The 21946-nt window shown below is 72.2% G+C and carries 15 protein-coding genes and 1 pseudogene; 4 read left to right on the forward strand and 12 right to left on the reverse strand.

Features of this window, described 5'->3' with window-relative positions; genetic code table 11:
- Window positions 1-264: 264 nt before the first annotated feature.
- On the reverse strand, window positions 265-2568 hold the full coding sequence (locus tag Ani05nite_RS36330; protein ID WP_203776010.1) for an EAL domain-containing protein: 2304 nt from the start codon (window positions 2566-2568) through the stop codon (window positions 265-267).
- Window positions 2569-2850: 282 nt separating this feature from the next.
- Here Ani05nite_RS36330 and Ani05nite_RS36335 point away from each other — a divergent pair, with 282 nt between their 5' ends.
- Window positions 2851-3480, forward strand: a complete 630-nt coding sequence (locus Ani05nite_RS36335) for a hypothetical protein (RefSeq protein ID WP_203776012.1) — start codon at window positions 2851-2853, stop codon at window positions 3478-3480.
- A gap of 37 nt (window positions 3481-3517) precedes the next feature.
- Here Ani05nite_RS36335 and Ani05nite_RS36340 read toward each other — a convergent pair whose 3' ends face one another.
- From Ani05nite_RS36340 to Ani05nite_RS36380, 9 genes are all read right to left on the reverse strand, one after another.
- A complete protein-coding gene (locus tag Ani05nite_RS36340; protein ID WP_203776014.1) occupies window positions 3518-3919 on the reverse strand; it encodes a hypothetical protein in 402 nt (133 codons plus the stop codon).
- A gap of 45 nt (window positions 3920-3964) precedes the next feature.
- On the reverse strand, window positions 3965-5206 hold the full coding sequence (locus Ani05nite_RS36345; protein ID WP_203776015.1) for an ROK family protein: 1242 nt from the start codon (window positions 5204-5206) through the stop codon (window positions 3965-3967).
- A gap of 113 nt (window positions 5207-5319) precedes the next feature.
- Window positions 5320-6420, reverse strand: a complete 1101-nt coding sequence (locus Ani05nite_RS36350; RefSeq protein ID WP_203776017.1) for a substrate-binding domain-containing protein — start codon at window positions 6418-6420, stop codon at window positions 5320-5322.
- Between the two features lie 54 nt (window positions 6421-6474).
- Window positions 6475-7770, reverse strand: coding sequence for a multiple monosaccharide ABC transporter permease (gene mmsB / locus Ani05nite_RS36355; RefSeq protein ID WP_203776019.1), 1296 nt, complete (start codon window positions 7768-7770; stop codon window positions 6475-6477).
- Window positions 7767-9314 carry a multiple monosaccharide ABC transporter ATP-binding protein gene (gene mmsA / locus Ani05nite_RS36360; RefSeq protein WP_203776021.1) on the reverse strand — a complete coding sequence of 516 codons (1548 nt, stop codon included), beginning with the start codon at window positions 9312-9314 and terminating at the stop codon, window positions 7767-7769. The genes mmsB and mmsA overlap by 4 nt, the downstream gene beginning before the upstream one ends.
- A 193-nt stretch (window positions 9315-9507) precedes the next feature.
- On the reverse strand, window positions 9508-11691 hold the full coding sequence (locus Ani05nite_RS36365; protein ID WP_203776023.1) for an MMPL family transporter: 2184 nt from the start codon (window positions 11689-11691) through the stop codon (window positions 9508-9510).
- Between the two features lies 1 nt (window position 11692).
- On the reverse strand, window positions 11693-12235 hold the full coding sequence (locus Ani05nite_RS36370) for a TetR/AcrR family transcriptional regulator (RefSeq protein ID WP_203776025.1): 543 nt from the start codon (window positions 12233-12235) through the stop codon (window positions 11693-11695).
- 73 nt (window positions 12236-12308) lie between these two features.
- Window positions 12309-13541 (reverse strand): styrene monooxygenase/indole monooxygenase family protein, encoded by a 1233-nt coding sequence (locus Ani05nite_RS36375; RefSeq protein ID WP_203776027.1) that lies wholly within the window; start codon window positions 13539-13541, stop codon window positions 12309-12311.
- A gap of 24 nt (window positions 13542-13565) precedes the next feature.
- Complete coding sequence (locus tag Ani05nite_RS36380) at window positions 13566-13979, reverse strand: MarR family winged helix-turn-helix transcriptional regulator (protein ID WP_203776029.1); 414 nt, start codon at window positions 13977-13979, stop codon at window positions 13566-13568.
- Between the two features lie 83 nt (window positions 13980-14062).
- On the opposite strand from Ani05nite_RS36380, the gene Ani05nite_RS36385 reads away from it, so the two are divergent.
- Both Ani05nite_RS36385 and Ani05nite_RS36390 read left to right on the forward strand, forming a co-directional pair.
- A complete protein-coding gene (locus Ani05nite_RS36385; protein WP_203776031.1) occupies window positions 14063-15832 on the forward strand; it encodes an ABC transporter ATP-binding protein in 1770 nt (589 codons plus the stop codon).
- Between the two features lie 1012 nt (window positions 15833-16844).
- A pseudogene (locus Ani05nite_RS36390) lies at window positions 16845-17006 on the forward strand (response regulator); the annotation flags it as partial.
- A 111-nt stretch (window positions 17007-17117) separates the two neighbouring features.
- Here Ani05nite_RS36390 and Ani05nite_RS36395 read toward each other — a convergent pair.
- A complete protein-coding gene (locus Ani05nite_RS36395; protein ID WP_203776032.1) occupies window positions 17118-18509 on the reverse strand; it encodes an NAD(P)/FAD-dependent oxidoreductase in 1392 nt (463 codons plus the stop codon).
- A gap of 135 nt (window positions 18510-18644) precedes the next feature.
- Here Ani05nite_RS36395 and Ani05nite_RS36400 point away from each other — a divergent pair, with 135 nt between their 5' ends.
- Window positions 18645-20057, forward strand: a complete 1413-nt coding sequence (locus Ani05nite_RS36400) for a class I SAM-dependent methyltransferase (protein ID WP_239131000.1) — start codon at window positions 18645-18647, stop codon at window positions 20055-20057.
- Here the strand turns inward: Ani05nite_RS36400 and Ani05nite_RS36405 are convergent, their stop codons facing one another.
- Window positions 20058-21935: a propionyl-CoA synthetase gene (locus tag Ani05nite_RS36405; RefSeq protein WP_203776033.1), complete on the reverse strand. Its 1878-nt coding sequence runs from the start codon at window positions 21933-21935 to the stop codon at window positions 20058-20060.
- Between the last annotated feature and the right edge of the window lie 11 nt (window positions 21936-21946).

Below are 21946 nucleotides of genomic sequence, written 5' to 3' on the forward strand. Positions count from 1 at the left end.
CGGTCGGTGGTGCGGGAATGACGAGGGCACACGGCATCGGCCGCTCGGGCTGCGGCTCGCCGAGCCGTCCGCCTCGTCGGAGCACTTTTGCTGCATCGAAGTCGTTCGCTTGCTGATGTTAATGGTTTGTTTCGCTCAAGTGGCCAAAAGAATCTTCGAAATATTCAAAAGTTTGGCTCTACGAGCGGTAAGACGCCGCCAAAGCCGCGGATCCGGCCGATGTGGACACACCCGGCATCGGCCGAACCTGCGGCCCGGGCGGGGTCAGGCGATGATCGCGGTGCGCTGCGCGGCGAGCAGCCGGCCGAACTCCTCGCCCGGCATCGGCCGGGCCAGGTGATAGCCCTGCCCGAGGGTGTAGCCGAGCAGCCGCAGCTGCTCAGCCTGCGCCTCGTTCTCGATGCCCTCGGCCACCGCGTCCAGGCCCAGCGCGTGCGCCAGCTGGATGACCGCGCGGGCCACCGCCTGCCGGGCGTCCCGGCCGCCGGCCGCGGCGTCGTCGATCTCGATGCCGTCCACGAACGACTTGTCCAGCTTGACGATCGAGGCCGGGAACGAGCGCAGCAGGCTCAGCGACGACTCGCCGGTGCCGAAGTCGTCCAGGGCCAGCGCGACGCCGAGCCGGTCGAGCTCGTGCAGCGTGCGCGAGACCTGGCTGCCGCGCAGCACCGCCGACTCGGTCAGCTCCAGCACCAGGCGGTCCGGGGGCAGCCCGAACTCGGCCAGCGTGCTCAGCACGTCGCCGACGAAGTCGGGGTCGTGCAGCTGCCGGGCCGAGACGTTCACACCGGGCTTCTGGATCGCCTCGGGGCCGAACTCGGCCCACCAGGCGACCGTCTGGCGGCACGTCTCGCGCAGGACGAAGCGGCCCAGCTCGACGATGAGCCCGGTGCGCTCGGCGACCGGGATGAACTCGGTCGGCGGGACCGGTCCGCGCACCGGGTGGTCCCAGCGCACCAGCGCCTCGGCCCCGATGATCTTGCCGTCGTCCAGGCCCACCACCGGCTGGTAGACGACCCGGAACTCGCCCTCGTCCAGGCCCCGGCGCAGCTCGCCGCCGAGCTGGATGTGGGCCAGGATCGGCTCCTCCATACCGGGCACGTAGCGCACGTAGCCGGCCTTGCCGTGCCCCTTGGCGGCGTACATGGCGACGTCGGCGTCGCGCAGCACGCTGTCCAGCGTCGCGCCCGGCGCCGCGGTCGCGATGCCGATGCTGGCCTGCACCAGCAGCCGGTGCTCGCTGATCGGCCGGGTGAGCGCGTCCAGGATGCGCTGGGCGACGGTCTCCCCCACGGTGGCGCCGCCGGTGAGCAGCACGGCGAACTCGTCGCCGCCGATACGCACCGGCAGCCCGTCGGCGCCGCAGTGCTCGCGCAGCACGTCGGCCACCGCAACCAGCAGGTGGTCGCCCACGTCGTGGCCCAGCGAGTCGTTGACCGTCTTGAAATCGTCCAGGTCGACCAGCAGCACGGTCGCCGACGCGCCGGTGACCAGCGCGGCGTGCAGCACGCCGCGGAACCGCGACCGGTTGGCCAGGCCGGTCAGGCTGTCGTGGCTGACCTCGTGCTGCAGCCGTACCTCCTGGCCCCGGATGCCCTCGAGCAGCCGCTTGTTGTCGCGGAAGGCCACGAACTGCCGCACCGCGACCAGGATGCTGACCAGCACCGCGGCGGCCAGCGACACGCGCCCGGGCCAGTGCAGCCCGCCGGCGGCCACGGCCAGCAGCGGCAGGTCCACCGCCGTGATCGCCAGGTACGGCAGCAGCGGCGAGGACCGGCGGGACCCCCGGCGGCCGACCAGCGTGGCCCGGGCCTGGGCCCGGACCGCCAGGGTGAGCAGCACGGGCGCGAGCGGCAGCACCACCGCCTGCGACGGCACACCCCCGGCGTTGCCGAACGTGGTGGCCAGCACGGCCACCCCCACGGCGGTCAGGCCCATCCCGGCGACCAGCCGCATCGCGGTGCGGTCCACCGGCCCGTCCCCGAGGTAGGAGACCTTCGTGACGCCGCCGATGGTGAGCAGGAACGCCAGCCCGACCAGCGACAGCGTCTGCGGCGCCCACCGTTCGTCGGCGGTCACCATCGGCGCGAGCCCGAAGTGCCAGAGCACCGTGGCGCAGCCCAGGAACGCCACCAGCCGGTCCAGGTTCATCCGCCACCGCTCGGCCGGGTCCATCGCGCCCACCGGCACCCGGGCGACGGCCCACATGGCCAGCGCGAAACCCAGGCCGATGCAGCCGGCGGCGGTCAGCGTCATGTCCGGCGGCATGTCGCCCACCGAGCGTCGGGCGGCGTTGACGGCCATCAGCACGTAGCCGACCGTCATGGCCGAGGCGGCGATCAGCAGGGTGAGCCAGAAGCGGCCGGCCGTCCGGTCGCCGCGGACGGTGCGCCACAGCTGGAACAGCGCCGCCACCGCGAAGCTTCCGCCCAGCGGCACGGCCAGGTAGGCGATCGCCACGTGCCCGGCGCCCACGGTGCGGAACAGCACGAACCACAGCCAGCTGGCCAGGGCGAGGCCGACGGTGATCCACACGTAGCGTGCGGGCGCACGGGTGTCCTCGGCCATGCTGAAAGCATCGGCGGTGAACGGCCCGGATGTAGCAAAACCCGGCGCCGCGGGACTCGTCGCAGCATCCCCGTGATCCACCGGACCAGGCTGCCGGACGAACGGCCCCTCGACCATCCGCGAAACGGACTATCGCCCCACCCGGGCCCGGGCCGCCCACCGGGGCCGGATCGGCCGAAAGGCAGAGAGCCGGCCGGGGGATCGGCCCCGGGCCAGATGTGCGCCGGGGCGGACCGCCGCGATGCTGACTGCACTTGTCGCGCTCAGCTCAGGGGGATCCGGATGACGGCCGTACCGCACCACCACGACACCACGCCGCTGGCGCACACGGACGTGCTCGTCCTGGACTATCTGGCCGCGCTCTGGGGCGCCAGCGAGGACCTCGAGCCCGGCCTGCGCGACGAGCTCATGACCACCGTCGCCGACTACATCGCGATGCGGCGCACCTCGGTGGCCGACCCGCTGGAGGACCCGCGGCACATCCTGCACCGGCTGGGCCCGCCGGAGGCGCTCGCGGCCGCCGCCCGGCGCGGCCGGATGCCGGCCCACCTGCGGCGCCCGGCCGCGCCGGCGCCGCTGCCGCCGCCCGCCGCCGGCACGTCCAGCGCCCTGGAGTACGCCGGGATAGCCCTGATCACCGCCGGCTCGGTGGTCATGCCGGTGATCTGCCCGCTCGCCGGGCTGCTGCTGGTGTCCGGCTCGTCGCGGTGGAGCCCGGCGCAGAAGACCGCGGCCTGGGTGCTGGCCGGGCTGCCGGTGCTGCTGGGCTTCGTGCTGACGCTGGTCGCGATCGCCGTGGGCGGCGGCGGGGGCGGCGAGGCGCTGCTGCTGGCGTACGTGCTGATGGTCGGCGGCGCGATCATCGCCGGCCTGTCCCTGCTGCCCGGTCTCGCGGCGCGCCGGCACTACTGAGCCCGACGCCGGCCGGGGCCCGCGCCGACCGGCCCCGTCAGTCGGCGGTGGGCTCCCGCAGGGTCGCCCCGGCCAGCACGGCCAGGGCCAGCGCGGAGTGCGCCGGCAGCACGCCGAGCAGCGGGAAGGTGCTGTCGAAGAGGAAGCCGGCGGCCAGCGCGGCCACCGTCCCCGCGGCGATGGACAGCGCGCCCGCGACGGCCGCCCGGGCCACGCCGGTGGTGCCGCGCAGCACGGCCACCACGCCGGCGAGCGCGGCGGCCAGGGCGAACAGCACCACGGCCCGGGTGGCCGGGACGCCGAAGACGGCCGCGCGGCCGATCTGCGGCACGCCCGAGCTGAGCGCGGCGACCAGCGGCAGCTCGACCAGCGGCGGCAGCAGCCAGGCCAGCATGGTCACCCAGCGCAGGGTGGCGGCGCCCGCCGGTGTTCCCGTCATGTAGCCGCCTCCGTCATCGCCTGCGGGCCGGGCTCCAGTGTCCACCTACCCCGCAACCCCGGCGTTCAGCGGGTCGGCGAGCAGCCGCTCGAAGGCGAGCTCGGCCGCGCCGACCAGGGCGGCGTTGCGGCCCAGGGCGGCGGCGCGCAGCTGCACGTGCTCGCGGGACGCCGGCAGGGCCATCGCGTCCAGCCGGCGGCGGACGGTGCCCGCGCCGGCGGCGTACACCTCGCGCAGCGACCCGCCGAAGACCACCAGGTCCGGGTTCACCACGTTGACCAGGTTGGCCACCCCGAAGCCGAGCCAGTCGGCGACCTCCCGTACCGCCGCGCGGGCCGCCGGCTCGCCGCCCACCGCGGACCGCAGCACCTCCAGCACCGCGGCCCGGTCCCCCGGGTCGCGCCCGGCCCGGCGCAGCAGCGCGCCCTCGCCGACCTCGGTCTCCCAGCAGCCGCGGGACCCGCAGCCGCAGCGCGGGCCCTGCGGGTTGACCACCATGTGACCGACCTTGCCCCCGCGGCCCCGGTGCCCGGCCACCAGCCGGCCGCCGGTGATGATGCCGGCGCTGACGCCGAGGTCGCCGTGCAGGTAGACCAGGTCGTCGACGCCCGCGGCCACCCCGCGGACGTGTTCGGCGAGCGCGGCGACGTCGGCGAGGTCGCCGGTGGCGAAGCGGGGCCCGGCCAGCTCGGCGCCGAGCACGTCGCCCAGGGTCTCGTCGGTGGCGCCGATGCGGATGCGGCCCTCGGCGTCGCGGCTCGTGTCGGCCACCGCGACGGCGCCGCCGATCACCAGCGCGCCGGCGTCGACCGCGTCCGCCATGGCGCGGACGAGGCCGGCCAGCGGCGCCACGGCGTCGAGGACCGGCATGCCGGGCGGGCGGCGCGTCTCGCGCAGGTCGAGGATGCGGCCGCCGAGGCCGATGCGGGCGGCGCGCAGCCGGTCGGCCTCGATGCTCAGCGCGTACGTGTGGACGCGGCCGGAGCGGGGGCTGACCACCAGCGAGGGCCGGCCGGCGCGGCGGGCGCCGGTGGGCGCCTCGGCCTCCTCGGTGACCAGCCCGGCGGCGGCCAGGTCGGCGGCGAGCGTCCCGATGGTGCTGCGGTTGAGCCCGAGCCGGGCGGTGAGCTCGGCGCGCGAGGTCGGCCCGTGCACGTGCACGTGCCGCAGGACGGCGCCCAGATTCTGCCGGCGGATCTCCTCCTGGCTGGCGACCGGGGCCGCGGGCAGCGGGGTCTCCGCCGGGCGCCCGGCCCGGGGCAGGCCGGACCGTACGGGTGTCACCACGGGACGACCTCCTTCCGGTACGGGTTCATTGTCCGTTATGTCGGCGCCGGCACGACGAAGGGTCCCCGGAGACGGACTCCGGGGACCCCAGGACCTCAGGTGCTATCCAGTCGTCAGGACTTGGTCAGCGGCGCGAGCTTCGGGTCGTTCGCGTACGCCTCGGCCGCGTTCGCCTTGGTGACGGCGACCGGCGGGAGCAGGAAGGTGTCGACGACCTTGCTGCCGTTGTTGTAGGACTTCTGGTCGTTGACCTGCGGGGCGTTACCGGCCTGCAGGGCCTTGACCATGTTGATGGTCTCCTTGACCAGGGTGCGGGTGTCCTTGTTGATCGTCATGTACTGCTCGCCGGCCATGATCGACTTGATCGACTCGACCTCGGAGTCCTGACCGGTGACGACCGGGACCTTCTTGCCGGCGCTCTTGATCGAGGTGATGATCGCGCGCGCCAGGGTGTCGTTCGGGGAGAGGACGCCGTCCAGCTCCTTGCTGCCGTAGGTCGAGGTCAGCAGCTGGTCCATGCGGGCCTGCGCACCCTCGGCCTTCCAGCCCTGGATGGCGGTCTGCTTGACGTCGGTCTGCTTCGAGGCGACGACGACGTTGCCCTTGTCGATCTCCGGCTTGAGCACGTCCATCGCGCCGTTGAAGAAGACACCGGCGTTGTTGTCGTCCGGCGAGCCGGAGAACAGCTCGATGTTGTACGGGCCGGCCGGCTTCTTGGCCTTCATGCCGTCCAGCAGGGCCTGGCCCTGGAGCTGGCCGACCTTGAAGTTGTCGAACGCGACGTAGTAGTCGAGGTCCGGCGTGTTGGTGATGAGGCGGTCGTACGCGATGACCTTCGCGCCGGCGGCGTGCGCGGCGGCGACCTGGGTCGACAGCTGCGCGGCGTCGGTCGCGCCGATGACGATGACCTTCGCGCCCTTGGTCACCATGGCGGTGATCTGCGCCTGCTGGTCGGCGACCGTGGTCGACGCGCCGGCGTACTGCACGTCGCTCTGGAAGCCGGCCTCCTTCAGGCCGTTGGTGAACAGGTCGCCGGCGAGAACCCAGTTCTCCGAGGTCTTGGCCGGCAGGGCCACACCGATGAGGGAGTTGGCCGCGAAGCCCTTGGCCGGGGCGTCCGAGCCGGACTCCTCGTCGCGGCCGCCGCCGCAGGCCGTGAGGGCCAGCATCGAGATGGCGCCGATGGCCACCGTCTTGGCAAAGAATGTACGCATGGGGGGGTGTTGCCCTTCTTCAGAGGTGAAACGGGTGAGAGGGGTCGGTGGCCGTCAGCCGGACACCGTTGTCGTGGCGGGCTCGCGCTCCGCTTCCGACGTAGCCGGAGCGGCGGATGCCTCCCGGCGGAAGGGGCGCATCAGGCTTCCGATGATCGAGAAGCGCCCCTGGCTCTTGTTGTAGACGTCCAGCGCGACCGCCAGCAGCAGCACCAGGCCCTTGATGATCTGCACCCGGTCGGTGCCGACGCCCTGCAGCTGCAGCCCGTTGTTGAGCACCGCCATGACCAGACCACCGACGATCGAGCCGCTGATCGTGCCGATGCCGCCGGACACGGCCGCCCCGCCGATGAAGACGGCGGCGATGGCGTCCAGCTCCCAGCCGTTGCCGTCCTGCGGGCCGGAGGCCGCCGAGCGGGCCACGAAGATCATGCCGGCCAGCGCGGCGAGCACGGACATGTTCATCATGACGAAGAAGTTGACCCGCCTGAGCTTGACGCCGGAGAGCTCCGCCGCCCGCGAGTTGCCGCCGACCGCGTAGATGTGCCGGCCACCGGCGGTGTTGCGGGTGTAGAAGGAGTACAGCAGCACCAGCGCGACCAGGATGATGCCGGAGACCGGGAAGCTGGTGCCGACGCGGCCGCTGGCGAAGCGCAGCGCCGCGAAGGCGATCACGCCGACCATCACGGCCAGGCGCAGGATCGAGACCCACAGCGGGCCGGCGTCGGCGTCCATCTCGTGCCGGGTGCGGCGCGACTGCAGCTCGCGCCAGATCACCGCGACGCAGGCGGCCAGGCCCAGCAGCAGGGTCAGGTTGTTGTAGCCGGTGTTGGGACCCACCTCGGGCAGGAAGCCGGAGCCGATCACCCGGAAGCCCTCCGGCACCGGGATGGTGTTGGCGTTGCCGATGAACTGGTTGCCGCCGCGGAACAGCAGCATGCCGGCCAGCGTCACGATGAACGCCGGCACGCCGATGTAGGCGACCCAGAAGCCCTGCCAGGCGCCGATGGCGGCCCCGATGAGCAGGCCGAACAGGATGGCCACGGGCCAGGGCAGGTCCCACTCGGCCATCGACTTGGCGACCAGGATGCCGGCGAACGCGGCCACCGAGCCGACCGACAGGTCGATGTGGCCGGCCACGATCACCATCAGCATGCCGATGGCCAGGATCAGGATGTAGGAGTTCTGCTGGAACAGCGCGATCAGGTTGTCCGATCGCAGCGTCAGCCCGTCCGTCAGGAACTGGAACAGCAGGACGATCGCCACGAGCGTGAAGATCATGCCGAACTGGCGGGCGTTGGAGGTCGTGCCTCCGAACAGGTTCTTCTGAAGGTCCTTGAATCGGCTCATCGGGTCTGCATCTTCTTCGTCGAGGTCATCTGCTTCATGAGGGTCTCCGGGTCCGCGTCCTGGCGAGGGATGTCGCCGGTGATCTGGCCTTCGAACACGGTGTAGATGCGGTCGCAGAGCCCGATCAGCTCGGGCAGCTCCGAGGAGATGACGATGACGCCCTTACCCTGGTCGGCGAGCCGCTGGATGATGCCGTAGATCTCGTACTTCGCGCCCACGTCGATGCCGCGGGTGGGCTCGTCCAGGATCAGCAGGTCCGGGTCGGTGAACATCCACTTCGCCAGGACGACCTTCTGCTGGTTGCCGCCGGAGAGCTTGGAGACGCCCTCGTCCACCGTGGGAGCCTTGGTGCGCAGCTCCTTGCGGTACGCCTCGGCCGCCTGGTACTCGGCGACCTCGTCGAGGACGCCCCGCTTGGTGATCTTGGACAGCTTGGCGGCCACCGTCGACGTCTTGATGTCGTCGAGCAGGTTGAGGCCGATCGCCTTGCGGTCCTCGCTGACGTAGGCCAGGCCGTGGGCGATCGCGTCCGCCACCGACTTGAGCACGATCTCCTTGCCGTCCTTGATGATCGTGCCCGACTCCCAGACCCCGTACGAGCGGCCGAAGACGCTCATCGCGAGCTCGGTGCGCCCGGCGCCCATCAGGCCGGCGAAGCCGACGATCTCGCCGCGGCGGACCACGAAGCTGGAGTTCTTGCAGACCTGGCGCTCGGCGGAGATCGGGTGCCGCACGTTCCAGTCGCGGACCTCGAAGAACACCTCGCCGATCTTGGGCGTGTGGTCGGGGAAGCGGCTGCTGAGCTCGCGGCCCACCATGCCCCGCACGATGCGGTCCTCGTCGACGCCGTCGGCCTTGACGTCGAGCGTCTCCACCGTCCTGCCGTCGCGCAGGATGGTGATCTGGTCGGCGATCGACTCGATCTCGTTGAGCTTGTGCGAGATCATGATCGAGGTGATGCCCCGCTCGCGGAAACCGCGGAGCAGGTCGAGCAGGTGCCGGGAGTCCGCCTCGTTCAGCGCGGCGGTGGGCTCGTCCAGGATGAGCAGCTTGACGTCCTTGGCGAACGCCTTGGCGATCTCCACCAGCTGCTGCTTGCCGACGCCGATGTCCTTGATCAGGGTGTCCGGGTTCTCGCGCAGGCCCACCCGGGCCAGCAGCTCGCGGGCCTGGCGCTGGGCGGACTTCCAGTCGATCGCGCCGCGGCGGCGGGGCTCGTTGCCGAGGAAGATGTTCTCGGTGATCGAGAGCTCCGGGATGAGCGCGAGCTCCTGGTGGATGATCACGATGCCCGCGCGCTCGCTGGCGCGGATGTCCGAGAAGCGGGTCTGCGCACCCTGGTAAACGATGTCACCGTCGTACGTGCCGTACGGGTAGACCCCGCTGAGCACCTTCATCAGCGTGGACTTGCCGGCACCGTTTTCACCGCAGATGGCGTGGATCTCGCCGGCGCGCACCACCAGGTTGACGTCGGAGAGGGCCTTGACTCCGGGGAACTCCTTGGTGATGGAACGCATCTCCAGGAGGATCGGCGCGTCACTCATCGCTCGCACCACCTCGCCAACGTCATGGATGCCTCCGGGAGGGGTCTGGCTTTCACATGGTTTTGTTGTCGAAGGCAACCTATTCAGAGCGGAAGACGCTGCGCAAGTTTCTAGATCACCGAACAGGTAACAATCCGGCAATAAACAGCCGGGGCGTGCGATGCACGCCCCGGCTGTCCCTGCCCCGCTCCGTTCAGACGGTGACCGGCTCCCGGCCGGGCTCGTCGGCGAGCTCCGCGCGCAGCCGCTCGCCCTCGATGTCGACGTTCGGCAGCACCCGGTCCAGCCAGAGCGGCAGCCACCAGGCGGACCGGTCGAGCAGCGAGATCACCGCCGGCACGATGGTCATCCGCACCACGAAGGCGTCGATCGCCACGCCGATGGCCAGCGCGAAGCCCATCGACTTGATCACCGGGTCGTCCAGCAGGACGAAGCCCGCGAAGACCGACGTCATGATCAGGGCGGCGGCGGTGACCACCCGGGCACCGTGCCCCATGCCGCTGACCGTGGCCTCCTGCGCGGTCTCGCCGTGCACGAAGTCCTCACGCATCCGCGACACCAGGAACACCTCGTAGTCCATGGCGAGACCGAAGAGGATGCCGATCAGCAGGATGGGCAGGAAGCTGATCAGCGGCCCGGGGGTGTCCAGGCCGACCAGCCCGGCCAGGTGTCCCTTCTGGAACACCAGCACGGTGATGCCGAACGTGGCCCCGACGGTGAGCAGGAAGCCGAGCGCGGCCTTGACCGGCACCAGCACGGACCGGAACACCAGCATCAGCAGCAGCACCGACAGGCCGACGACCAGCAGCAGGTAGACCGGCATGGCGTCGGAGAGCTTCTCGGACACGTCGATGCCCACGGCGGTCTGGCCGGTCAGCGCCACGTCCGCGCCGCTCACCCCGGCCACCCGGTCGCGTACCTCGTGCACCAGGTCCTCGGTGGCCGCGTCGGTCGGGCCGGTCCGCGGCAGCACGCCGAGCAGCGCGGTGCGCTGGTCCCGGCTGAGGTTGGGCGGGGTCACCGCGAGCAGGTCCGGGGTGCCCTGCAACAGCTGGGTCACCTGCTGCACGGCTGCGGCGGTCCGCTGCGGGGAATCGCCGGAGACCACCAGGGCCAGCCGGCCGTTGAAGCCGGGGCCGAAGCCCTGGGTGATCAGGTCGGCGGCGTCCCGGCCGGGCGTGCCGACCGGCCCGGCGCCCGCGCCGGGCAGCGCCACCCGCATGTCGGCGGCCGGCAGGGCCAGCGCGCCCAGCCCCAGCACGCCGACCAGGATGACCGGGATCCGCAGCTTGATGATCATCCGGGCCCAGCGGAAGCCGAAGCCCTCGGTGGGCTCGGCGTGCGCGGCCGAGCGGGTCGCCCCGGCGCGCAGCCGGCGCGGCAGCACCCGCTGCCCGGCGAACCCGAGCAGGGCCGGCAGCAGGGTGATGGCGACCAGCACGGCGACCGCGACGGTGCCCGCCGCGGCCAGGCCCATGACCGTCAGGAACGGGATGTCCACGACGGCCAGGCCGGCCAGCGCGATGACCACGGTGACGCCGGCGAACACGACGGCGGAGCCCGCGGTGCCCACCGCGCGGGCGACCGCCTCCTGGGGCGCCAGGCCGTCGACGAGGTTCTGCCGGTGCCGGGAGGTGATGAACAGCGAGTAGTCGATGCCGACCGCGAGGCCCAGCATCAGCGCGAGCACCGGCGCGGTGCTGGTCAGCGTGACCACGCTGCTGAGCGCGAACAGGCCCGCCATGCCGGCGCCGACGCCGATCAGCGCGTTGAGCATGGTCATGCCCGCGGCGACCAGCGAGCCGAAGGTGACCACCAGGACGACCAGGGCGATGATGACGCCGATGCTCTCGGTGCCGCCGACCTCGGGCTCGGAGTTCATCACCTCGCCGCCGTGCTCGACGCGCAGGCCGGCGGCCTCGGCGGCCTGCCCGCTGCGCTCGTACGCGGTGCGCTGCTCGTCGGTGACCTCGTCGGCCCGGGTGGCGAACTGCACCTGGATCAGCGCGTACCGGCCGTCCGGGGAGAGCGCCTTGGCGGCGAACGGATCCACCGCGCCCAGCACGCCGGGCAGCGCCGACGCCTCCTTGACCAGCCCTTCGACCGCCGGCTTGAGCGCGGCATCGGCCAGGGTCCCGCCGGCCGGCGCGGCCACCACGATGGTGCCGGTCGCCCCGCTGGCCTCCGGGAACTCGCGCTGCAGGGCGTCGATCGCGCGCTGCGACTCGGTGCCGGGCATGGTGAAGTCGCTCGACGACGGGCCCTTGAAGGCCAGCGCCGCCCCGCCCAGCGCGGCGAGCAGCACCAGCCAGAGCACGACCACGAGCTTGCGGCGCCGGAACGAGGCCCGGCCGAGGCGGTACAACAGGGTTGCCATGTCAGTCCTTGGATCGGGGGGTGAGCAGGGCGCGCCTCGCCACGGCGATCAGGGCGGTGCGCAGGGTCTCGTCATCGGGCTTGTCGATGGCGACGGAGCAGATGCCGGCCAGCAGGACCTCGGCCGCGATGCGGTCGACCGGGTCGGTCGAGCCGGCCGCGAAGGCGGCGCACAGGTTCTCGATCATGGGCTGGGCGTCGGCGAAGGCCGGCGTCCAGAGCACATCCAGCGAGCCGTAGTAGATGAGCCCGGCCTCCCGGCGGTACCGCAGCACCAGGTCGACGAACCCGTCGATGGCCGCCGCGCGCGCCGCCTCGCCGTCGAGCGTCTCCAGCCGGGCGGTCAGCTCGGCCAGCTCGGCGGCGGCCGGCGCCACCAGGGCGGCCAACATGGCCTCCTTGCTGTCGAAGTGGTAGAGCAAGGTCGCCTTGGAGCAGCCCACCTCCGCGGCGATGTCCTGCAACGAGGCGCCCTTGAAGCCGGCGCGGGAGAACAGCTCCGCGGCGGCGGCGAGGATCTCGTCGCGGGTACTGGTACGGGCCATGCCCACCAGCATGCCTGACCGATCGGTCAGAAGCTGGCCGATCGGTCAGTCGAGTGATCCAGGTAACGCCGCGTCACACCGAGGCGAGGTACCGCTCGGCCGCCTCCGGGGCCAGGAACCACTCCTCGAGGTCCGCCGGGTCGCAGAAGCCGTCGGCGAACCGGGTCGCCACCACCGGGTTACCCGCCGCCGCGCCGAGAATGCGCTGCACGTGCGGCGGAAGCGGCTGCAGCATCGCGTTGGTCCAGTCCGTCACCGGGCGTGCGGTCGAGGACCAGAACGCCTCGGCGGTGGCGCGCATCCACCCCTCGTCGAACGGCCGGCCGCCCCGCTCACGGATCGCGGCCCGGTAGGCGGTGGCGCACTTCGCGGCCGTGTTGCTGCCCTGGCCGGTGATCGGGTCGTTGGCCACCACCACGTCGGCCATGCCCAGCACCACGGCGTCGCCGTCCAGCCGGGCCACCGGCTCGCGCACCACCGGCGCGAACCGGCCGTACAGGGTGGCCCGGTCGTCGGTCAGCTCGACGGCGCCCGCGCGCTCGGCCACCCACGGCACGTACCGGGAGGCCAGCTCCAGGGTGGTCGCCAGGTGCTCCCCGGGCCCGATCGGGCCGGGACCGGCCCACCGGTCGAGCGGGCCGCCGGGCACGGCCTCCCAGAAGAGGATGTCGCACGGTCCGGAGAGGGTCAGGGCGGGGACGACGACCAGCTCACCGAGCCCGGGTACGGCGTGGAAGCCGATGTGCGGCGCCGGGAAGTCCGGATCGGGCGCCAGGCCGTGCACGTAGGCGACGGCGAGCGCCCGCTGCGGCGCGTCGTGCACCGACCGCCGCGGGTCCCGCGCGAAGACGGACACCAGATCGCCCTTGCCGGCGGCCACCACGGTCAGGTCGTGGCGGGCGGCGAGGTCCGCCAACTCCCCCGTACCGACCGCGCGGTACTCGACCGTCACCCCGCGCCGCTCGGCCAGCTCCAGCCAGGCCGCCATCTTGAGCCGCTGGTCGACGCTCTGGCCGGGCCGGCTGAGCCGGGCGTTGAAGGCCAGGGCCGGGGGGCCGGGCGGCGCGGACAGGGTGACCCGGAAGCCCTCGAAGGCCGGCGCCCGGCCTTCCCAGAGGTCCAGGCCGAGGGCGCGCTCGGTCTCCAGCGCGTCGTGGAACATGCCCTGCGTGCTCAGCGGGCGGCCGGCGCGCAGGTCGTCCGGCGTCCGGGCGGAGACGAGCGTGACGTCGTAGCCGTCCGCGCGCAGGCCGAGGGCGAGCTGGAGACCGGACTGGCCGGCGCCGACGATCAGGATCCTGCGCATGATCAACACACTACACAAAGGGGATTATTCGCGCAGTTGGCGCAGGATGCGGGCCAGCTCGGCGCGGTCCACCCCGCTCAGGCCGGCGAAGAAGCGCTCGGCGGTGGCGTGCCGGGCCTCGCGGATGGCGTCCCCGATCGCCGTGCCGGCCGGCGTCAGGTGCAGCAGGGTCGCCCGGCGGTCGGCCGGATCGGGGGCGCGCTCGACCAGCCCGCGCTGCTGGAGATCGTCCACGACCTCGGTGGCCGAACGGGGCGCGATGCGCAGGTGCTCGGCCAGGGCGCCCGGGCGCATCGGGCCGTGCCGCAGCAGCACGGTCAGGGCCCGGCTGTGCGAGGGCGAGACGTGCAGCGGCTCCAGCGTCTCCTTGGTGAGGTGCCGCAGGCTGCGGGCGACGGCCCAGAACAGCTCGGCCAGGTTCTCGTCCGCGGGCTGCACGGGAATACCGTACCAGGGGTTGCGGTTGTTCCCTCATGATGAGGTAACCTCAGCAATCTCCGTACCGGAAGAAGGTCCCGCTCTTGGCAGTCCGCACCCCCACCGTCACCGCCGCCGAGAAGAAGCAGGCCCGCGAGGTCTCCCTGCGCCGCATCGGCCGGCTCTTCCGCGCCCACCGGTTGCAGCTCGCCGTGGTCACCGCGATCATCGTCGCCTCGTCCGTGCTGGCCATGGCGTCGCCCTTCCTGCTGCGCGAGGTCATCGACCGCGCGCTGCCGCAGCAGGACCGCACGCTGCTGGCCTGGCTGGTCGCCGGCATGGTGGCCGTCGCCGCCGTCACCTCCGCGCTCGGCGTCGTCCAGACCTGGATCTCCACCACCGTCGGCCAGCAGGTCATGCACCGGCTGCGCGTCGACGTCTTCACCCACCTGCACCGGCAGTCCATCGCGTTCTTCACCCGCACCCGCACCGGCGAGGTGCAGTCACGCATCACCAACGACATCGGCGGCATGCAGGCGGTGGTCACCTCCACCGCCACCTCGATCGCCTCGAACCTCACCACCGCCGTCGCCACCGCGGTCGCCATGGCCGCGCTGTCCTGGCAGCTCTCCCTGGTCTCGCTGGTCGTCCTGCCCCCGGCCGTCCTGCTCACCCGCCGGGTCGCCCGGATGCGCAAGGAGATCACCGCCCGGCGCCAGCGCGAACTCGCCGACCTCAACGTCACCGTCGAGGAGGGACTGTCGATCAGCGGAGTGCAGCTGAGCAAGACCATGGGCACCGGCGCCGCCCTGGTCGAACGGTTCACCGCCTCCTCCACCCGGCTCATCGACCTCGAGCTGCGCTCGGAACTGGCCGGCCGCTGGCGGATGGCCGCGATGAGCATCATCTTCGCCGCCATCCCGGCGCTCATCTACCTCAGCGCCGGGCTCCCGCCGACCGCCGGCACGCTGAGCATCGGCACCCTGGTCGCCTTCACCGGACTGCAGGCCGGACTGTTCCGGCCACTGATGGGCCTGCTCGGCGTCGGCGTCTCGCTGACCAGCTCCCTGGCCCTGTTCGCCCGCATCTTCGAATACCTCGACCTGCCGGTCGACGTGGACGACCCGGCCACGCCGGTGCCCCTGCCCCGGCCGGTCCGCGGACACCTGCGCTTCGAGGACGTCACCTTCACCTACCCCGGCAGCGAGACCGCGGCGATCGCCGGCGTCTCCCTCGACGTGCCGGCCGGCACGTCGCTGGCCCTGGTCGGCGAGACCGGCTCCGGCAAGAGCACCCTCGCCGCGCTGATCGCCCGCCTCCACGACCCGGCCGCCGGCCGGCTCACCATCGACGGGATCGACCTGCGCGACCTGCGGCTGAGCGACCTGGCGAGCGTGGTCGGGGTGGTCAGCCAGGAGACCTACCTGCTGCACACCACGGTGCGCGAAAACCTGCGGTACGCCCGCCCCGACGCCACCGACGCCCAGATCGAACAGGCCGCCCGCGCGGCGCAGATCCACGATTTGATCGCCGGGCTGCCGGACGGCTACGACACGGTGGTCGGCTCCCGCGGCCACCGCTTCTCCGGCGGCGAGAAGCAGCGCATCGCCATCGCCCGCACGCTGCTGCGCGACCCCCGCATCCTGGTGCTGGACGAGGCCACGAGCGCGCTGGACACCTCGACCGAGCGGGCGGTGCAGCGGGCCTTCGACGAGCTGGCCCGGGGACGGACGACGGTGACCATCGCGCACCGGCTGTCGACCGTGCGGGACGCCGACCAGATCGCGGTGGTGGATCACGGTCGGATTCTGGAGTCGGGGAGTCATGCGGAGCTGGTTTCGGTTGGGGGACGGTACGCGGCGCTGGCTGCCTAGGGGTTTTCGGGTTGCGGCTTCTTTGTGGGTTCGGGGTGGCGTTCAGCGTTCCGCTTCTGCTTTCTGGCTCCCGCGACCACACCAGCCGGTTGACGCAATGCCGCTCCGCTTGACCGACCACCCAGCAATCTTGGTGAGCTACGGCCCCGATAGCGCTCCGGGTGCCACAAGATCCGGGGCGAGCGCCCGAAATGCCGGGAAGGATAAGCGTCACGCGGAGGCGAAGACAAGCGGAAGCAGACGCGAAGGGCCAGAGGAAGCCGACGCCCACAAGCTACCGAACCGAGTGCAGCAGGGATCCGACGCGGACGCAAGAAACCGTCGGCGGAACCACGTCCGTCCTTCTCCGCCCCCGCCCCCGCAACGATCTTGGAAAACTACGGCCACGTGAACGCCCTGGCCGCCACAAGATCCGGCACGAACGCCCGAAAGCGACAGTGGTGGACCACAAGACGAGAGGACGTCGACGCGGAGGGTGAGCAGAGCCGAACCCACGCGGGCGCGGCTGCGGAAGAAGGCGGAAGCTGACAAGGGATGCCGGCGCAGCAGCGCTTGCGGAAGGCCAAGCCAGCCGAGGGAGGCTCACATGGGGGCGGCGGAATGCGAAGGGAAAGCGGTAGCAGTCGCCGGGAGAACAGTAAGCGAAAGCCGACCCCGGCGGACAGAACGCGGAAACGACCCCGGCCGGGTAGAAAGGCAAAACCGACCCCCGGCGGGTAGGAAGCAAAGCTAACCCTGGCGGCAGGAAGACAAACCGACCCCGGCGGGCAGAAAGACAAACCGACCCCGGCGGGCAGAAAGACGAGCCGACCCCGCGCGGGCAGGAAGCGGAAACCGATCCGAAAGCGAGCGGCGAAGGGCGACCGGCGCGGGTGCAAACGGAGGCGGAGACCGGAAACCGCCGCACACGCGGAAGACAAGCGGCCCAGCACCCCCCACCCCACAGGCTCCGCACAACCGCCGCTCACCGGACCCGGACGCCCCGACCGCCGGTTCCGGCCGGCCGGCCCGGATCCTGGTGGTGGACGACGAACCGGCTCTCGCCGAGTTGCTGACGATGGCGCTGGGCTACGAGGGCTGGGACGTCCGCAGCGCCGGGACCGGCGCCGAGGCTGTCCGGGTCGCGGCCGAGTTCGGGCCCGATGCCGTCCTGCTGGACGGCATGTTGCCGGACCGGGTGTGGGGCGGCTCGTTCGGCGGCGCTGGTCGGGCTCTCGCTGACGTGCCTGCGGCGCAAGGTCGACGGTGACCGTGCGCCGCTGCTGCACGTCGTCGGGGACGCGGGTTACCTGATCGCCGCGTCGGTGGGCTGAGCGGCCGGCGACGGCGCCGCGGCCGCGTCGGCGCGGCGGCGTTCGAACGGGTCGCCGTACGCGCGTACCGCCGCCCGGGCGTACGCCTGCTGGAAGGTCGCCACCCGCTCGGAGCGGCCCCGGCCCAGGAAGCTGACCGCCCAGTGCAGCACCGCGGTGACCCTGTTCTTGAAGCCGACCAGGTAGAGCAGGTGCACCGCCAGCCACATCAGCCAGCCCAGGAACCCCGAGACCCGCAGCTTGCCGACGCTGGCCACCGCCGAGAACCGGGAGATGGTGGCCATGCTGCCCTTGTCGAAGTACTTGAACGGCTTGGCCGGCTCCTTGCCGGCCAGCCGGCGCTTGATCTGGTCGGCGGCGTACCGGCCGCTCTGGATGGCCACCTGGGCGACGCCGGGCAGCTGGTTGAGCGAGAACATGTCGCCCACGGCGAAGATCTCCGGGTGCCCGGGCAGGGTGCAGTCCGGGTTGACCTTGATGCGGCCGGCCCGGTCGGTCTCGACGCCGGCCGCCTCGGCGAGCTTGCGGGACAGCGGCGGGGCGGCCACCCCGGCGGCCCACATCTTGGTCATCGACTCGATGCGCTGGTGCCCGCGCTTGGTCTCCACCTCGATGCCGGTCGCGTCCACGTCGACCACCTTGGTCTCCAGCTCCACCTCGACGCCGAGCAGGTGCAGCCGGCGCAGCGCGCGGGTGGAGAGGTGGTCGCCGAAGGTGTTCAGCACGGCGGGCAGCGCGTCGATCAGGATGATCCGGGCCCGGCGCGGGTCGATGTGCTTGTACTGCCCGGGCAGGGTGCGGTGGGCCAGCTCGGCGATCTGGCCGGCCATCTCCACGCCGGTCGGGCCGGCGCCGACCACCACGAACGTCATCCAGCGGTCGGCCTCGGCCGGGTCGCTCTGCAGGTCGGCCAGCTCGAAGGCGCCGAAGATGCGGGCCCGCAGTTCGAGGGCGTCGTCGATGCTCTTCATGCCGGGCGCGTGGTCGGCGAAGCCGTCGTTGCCGAAGTACGACTGGGACGCGCCCGCCGCCACGATCAGGGTGTCGTACTCGACGGTGTAGTCGATGCCGGGCGCCTCGACCGCGACGGTGCGCGCGGCCACGTCGACGTCGCGGACCCAGCCGAGCTTGACGTCGACGTTGTCCTGGCGGCGCAGGATCTCCCGGATCGGCGGGGCGATCTCGCCCTCGGAGAGGATGCCGGTGGCCACCTGGTAGAGCAGCGGCTGGAAGAGGTGGTAGGCGGTACCGTTGATCAACGTGACGTCGACCTCGGCCCGGCGCAGCGACTTCGTGGCGAAGAGCCCGCCGAAGCCGGCTCCGACGACCACTACCCGGTGCCGGCGATCAGATCGTTCAGGCATCACAGTCTCCGCATGTCGTGGTCGGCGTGTCCGTACGGTATCAACGACGTGATGGAAACTTCCTTCTTGCTGTTCCCGGGCCGTCACCACGTCCTTACCCGCTTCCAGGCCGACTACCTGCGGCGGTGGCCAGGTGTGACCATTGTCTGGGCGGTGACGTCGGCGAACCACGAGAACACGAAGCGTAACCCGGTGCCGTACCACCGCCGCGAGGCCGCCATCGAGCGTTTCAGCGTGCTCGCCGGCCTGCGCTCGGTCGTGGTGCCGGTGTTCGACACCGCGCCCACCGACCGCTTCGCCGAGGTGACCCTCAAGACCATCACCGTGGCCACCGGCCTGGAGCTGACCCCGGCGAACACCGTGGTGGCCTGCTCGACCCCGGTCGCCGGGCTCTACGCGGCGCTGGGTTTCCGGATCGCCGGTGTGGAGGCCGAGTCGGAGCCGGTGCCGGCCCGGCCCTGGGACGTGCTGCTGCGGCTGGCGGCGGGCGACGAGGGCTGGCGTGAGCTGGCCCACCCGGCGACCGCCGACGTCTTCGACCGCTACCGGCTGGTGGAGAGCGTGCGCACGGTCGTCAACGACCCGGTGGTCGGCGACGAGGGCGGGCTGACGGCGACCCGCAACTACCGGACGTACGTGGAGGCGTTCGCCGACAGCGCGGCCCGCAAGTGGCAGCAGGTGGAGCAGCACGTGCGCCCGGGCCGGATCGTCGACATCGGCTGCGGGGCCGGCGCGGTGCTGGAGCTGGCCGACCGGGAACCGGCGCTGCGCGAGAGCGACCTGATCGGCGTCGAGGTCGCCCGGCACCTGTACGAGGAGTGCGTGCACAAGAAGGCGCAGGGCGTGTTCGCCAACGCCAACGTGTTCTTCTACCGCCGCAACGTGCTCGGCGGCGCCATCTTCCCGCCGCGCTCGATCGACACCACCCTGACGTTCGCGCTGACCCACGAGATCTGGTCCTACGGCGACCGCTGGGCCTCGTTGCGCCGGTTCGCGCAGGCCATCTACGACCACACCGCGCCCGGCGGCGTCTGGATCAACAGCGACGTCTGCGGTCCGGACGGCCGCGACCGCCCGGTCCGCCTGACCCTGGACGACACCGACGGGGACAATCCGCCCGCCCCGCGCACGGACCTGGCCGGCCTGTCCGCCGCGCAGGTCGCCGCCTACGTGGGCGGCCTGTCGACCCGGGCCCGGCTGGAGCAGTTCGCCGTGGACTTCCGCTTCCCGTTCCGGCACTCCCCCGCCGGCGCCGCGGTCGAGCTCACCCTGGGCGCGGCCATGGACTTCCTGACCCGCAAGGACTACGCCGACAACTGGCTCTCCGAGGTCCAGGAGCAGTTCTGCGGCCTGGAGTACGCCGACTGGAAGTCGCTGCTGGCCGACGTCGGTTTCGAGGTGGACCCGGCCTCCGGCACGTCCCGCAACGACTGGATCATCGACAACCGGATCGCCCCGACCGCCACGCTGAGCACGGTGGACGGCCAGCCGCTGGACTGGCCGGTCACCCACGTCCTGCTGGTGGCCCGGCGGCCGTTCAACACCTGATCAGTCGGTGAGGATGGGCCGCAGGGCGTCCAGGACGGCCGGGTCCTCGATGGTGGAGGGCACCGCTTCCGGGACCCCGTCGGCGATGCCGCGCATGGTCCGGCGCAGGATCTTGCCCGAGCGGGTCTTCGGCAGCCCCGGCACCACGTCCACCCGGCGCAGCGCCGCCACCGGGCCGATCCGGTCGCGGACCATCGCCACCAGTTCGGCGCTGAGCTGTTCCGGCTGCCCGGCGAAGCCGGCCTTGAGCACCACGAAGCCGCGGGGCAGCTGGCCCTTGAGCGGGTCGTGCACCCCGATCACGGCGCACTCGGCGACCGCCGGGTGCGCGGCCAGCACCTCCTCCATGGCGCCGGTGGACAGGCGGTGGCCGGCCACGTTGATGACGTCGTCGGTGCGGCCCATGACGTACAAGTAGCCGTCGGCGTCGAAGCGGCCGCCGTCGCCGGTCAGGTAGTTGCCCGGGAACGCCGACAGGTAGGAGCGCACGTACCGCTCGTCGTCCTGCCAGAGCGTCGGCAGGCAGCCGGGCGGCAGCGGCAGGCCGATGACGATCGAGCCGTCCTCGCCGGGCGGCACGTCGGCGCCGGACGGGTCCACCACCCGGACCCGGTAGCCGGGCACCGGCACCGACGGCGAGCCGGGCCTGGTCGGCAGCGTCTCCAGGCCGCGCGGGCTGGCGGCGATCGGCCAGCCGGTCTCGGTCTGCCACCAGTTGTCGATCACCGGTACGCCCAGCCGCTCCCCGGCCCAGGCGTACGTCTCCGGGTCGAGGCGCTCCCCGGCCAGGAACAGCAGCCGCAGGCTGGACACGTCGTGCCCGGTCAGCAGCTTGCCCTCGGGGTCCTCCTTCTTGACCGCGCGGATGGCGGTCGGCGCGGTGAACATGACGTTCACCCGGTGCTGGGCGACGACCCGCCAGAACGCCCCCGCGTCCGGGGTGCCGACCGGCTTGCCCTCGTACAGCACGGTGGTGGCGCCGGTGAGCAGGGGCGCGTACACGATGTAGGAGTGGCCGACCACCCAGCCGACGTCGGACGCGGCCCAGAAGACGTCGCCCGGGCCGGCCGCGAAGATCGCGCTCATCGACCAGCGCAGCGCCACCGCGTGCCCGCCGTTGTCGCGGACCACGCCCTTGGGGCGCCCGGTCGTGCCGGAGGTGTAGAGGATGTAGAGCGGGTCGGTGGCCGCCACCGGCACGCACTCCGCCGGCTCGGCCGCCGCGACGGCGTCGGCCCAGGCCACGTCGCGGCCCGGGGTGAGGTCGGCGAGCAGCTGCGGGCGCTGCAGGATCACGCAGTGCGCCGGCTGGTACGTGGCCAGCTCCAGGGCGCGCGCGAGCAGCGGCTGGTACTCGACGACCCGGGACGCCTCGATGCCGCAGGAACTGGCCACGATCACCGTGGGGTGGGCGTCGTCGATGCGGGCGGCGAGCTCGGCCGCGCCGAAGCCGCCGAAGACGACGGAGTGGACCGCGCCGAGGCGGGCGCAGGCCAGCATGGCGATGACCGCCTCCGGGATCATCGCCATGTAGATGACCACCCGGTCGCCCGGACCGACGCCGAGACGGCGCAGGGCGCCCGCGAACAGCGCCACCTCGTCGCGCAGCTCGCGATAGCTGTACGTGCGCACGGTCCCGGTCACCGGGCTGTCGTGGATCAGCGCCGCCTGCTCGCCCCGCCCGGCCGCGACGTGCCGGTCGAGGGCGTTGTGGCAGGTGTTGAGGCGGGCGTCGGGGAACCACCGGTAGATCGGCGCGGCCCCGTCGTCCAGGATGCGCCCGGGTGGGCTGTCCCAGTCGATGGCCTCGGCGGCCTCCCGCCAGAAACCCTCGGGGTCGCGGAGACTGCGCTCGTACGCCTGCCGGTAGTCACCCATGCAGCGATGGT

The organism is Actinoplanes nipponensis, assembly GCF_016862275.1.
Classification (GTDB): Bacteria; Actinomycetota; Actinomycetes; order Mycobacteriales; family Micromonosporaceae; genus Actinoplanes; species Actinoplanes nipponensis.

What these genes read in the sequence shown, in the direction of transcription:
- Ani05nite_RS36330 (WP_203776010.1), bottom strand. Translation starts at nt 2,568, where the DNA reads ATGGCCGAGGACACCCGTGCGCCCGCACGCTACGTGTGGATCACCGTC.
- Ani05nite_RS36335 (WP_203776012.1), top strand. Translation starts at nt 2,851, where the DNA reads ATGACGGCCGTACCGCACCACCACGACACCACGCCGCTGGCGCACACG.
- Ani05nite_RS36340 (WP_203776014.1), bottom strand. Translation starts at nt 3,919, where the DNA reads ATGACGGGAACACCGGCGGGCGCCGCCACCCTGCGCTGGGTGACCATG.
- Ani05nite_RS36350 (WP_203776017.1), bottom strand. Translation starts at nt 6,420, where the DNA reads ATGCGTACATTCTTTGCCAAGACGGTGGCCATCGGCGCCATCTCGATG.
- mmsB (WP_203776019.1), bottom strand. Translation starts at nt 7,770, where the DNA reads ATGAGCCGATTCAAGGACCTTCAGAAGAACCTGTTCGGAGGCACGACC.
- mmsA (WP_203776021.1), bottom strand. Translation starts at nt 9,314, where the DNA reads ATGAGTGACGCGCCGATCCTCCTGGAGATGCGTTCCATCACCAAGGAG.
- Ani05nite_RS36365 (WP_203776023.1), bottom strand. Translation starts at nt 11,691, where the DNA reads ATGGCAACCCTGTTGTACCGCCTCGGCCGGGCCTCGTTCCGGCGCCGC.
- Ani05nite_RS36370 (WP_203776025.1), bottom strand. Translation starts at nt 12,235, where the DNA reads ATGGCCCGTACCAGTACCCGCGACGAGATCCTCGCCGCCGCCGCGGAG.
- Ani05nite_RS36375 (WP_203776027.1), bottom strand. Translation starts at nt 13,541, where the DNA reads ATGCGCAGGATCCTGATCGTCGGCGCCGGCCAGTCCGGTCTCCAGCTC.
- Ani05nite_RS36395 (WP_203776032.1), bottom strand. Translation starts at nt 18,509, where the DNA reads ATGCCTGAACGATCTGATCGCCGGCACCGGGTAGTGGTCGTCGGAGCC.
- Ani05nite_RS36405 (WP_203776033.1), bottom strand. Translation starts at nt 21,935, where the DNA reads ATGGGTGACTACCGGCAGGCGTACGAGCGCAGTCTCCGCGACCCCGAG.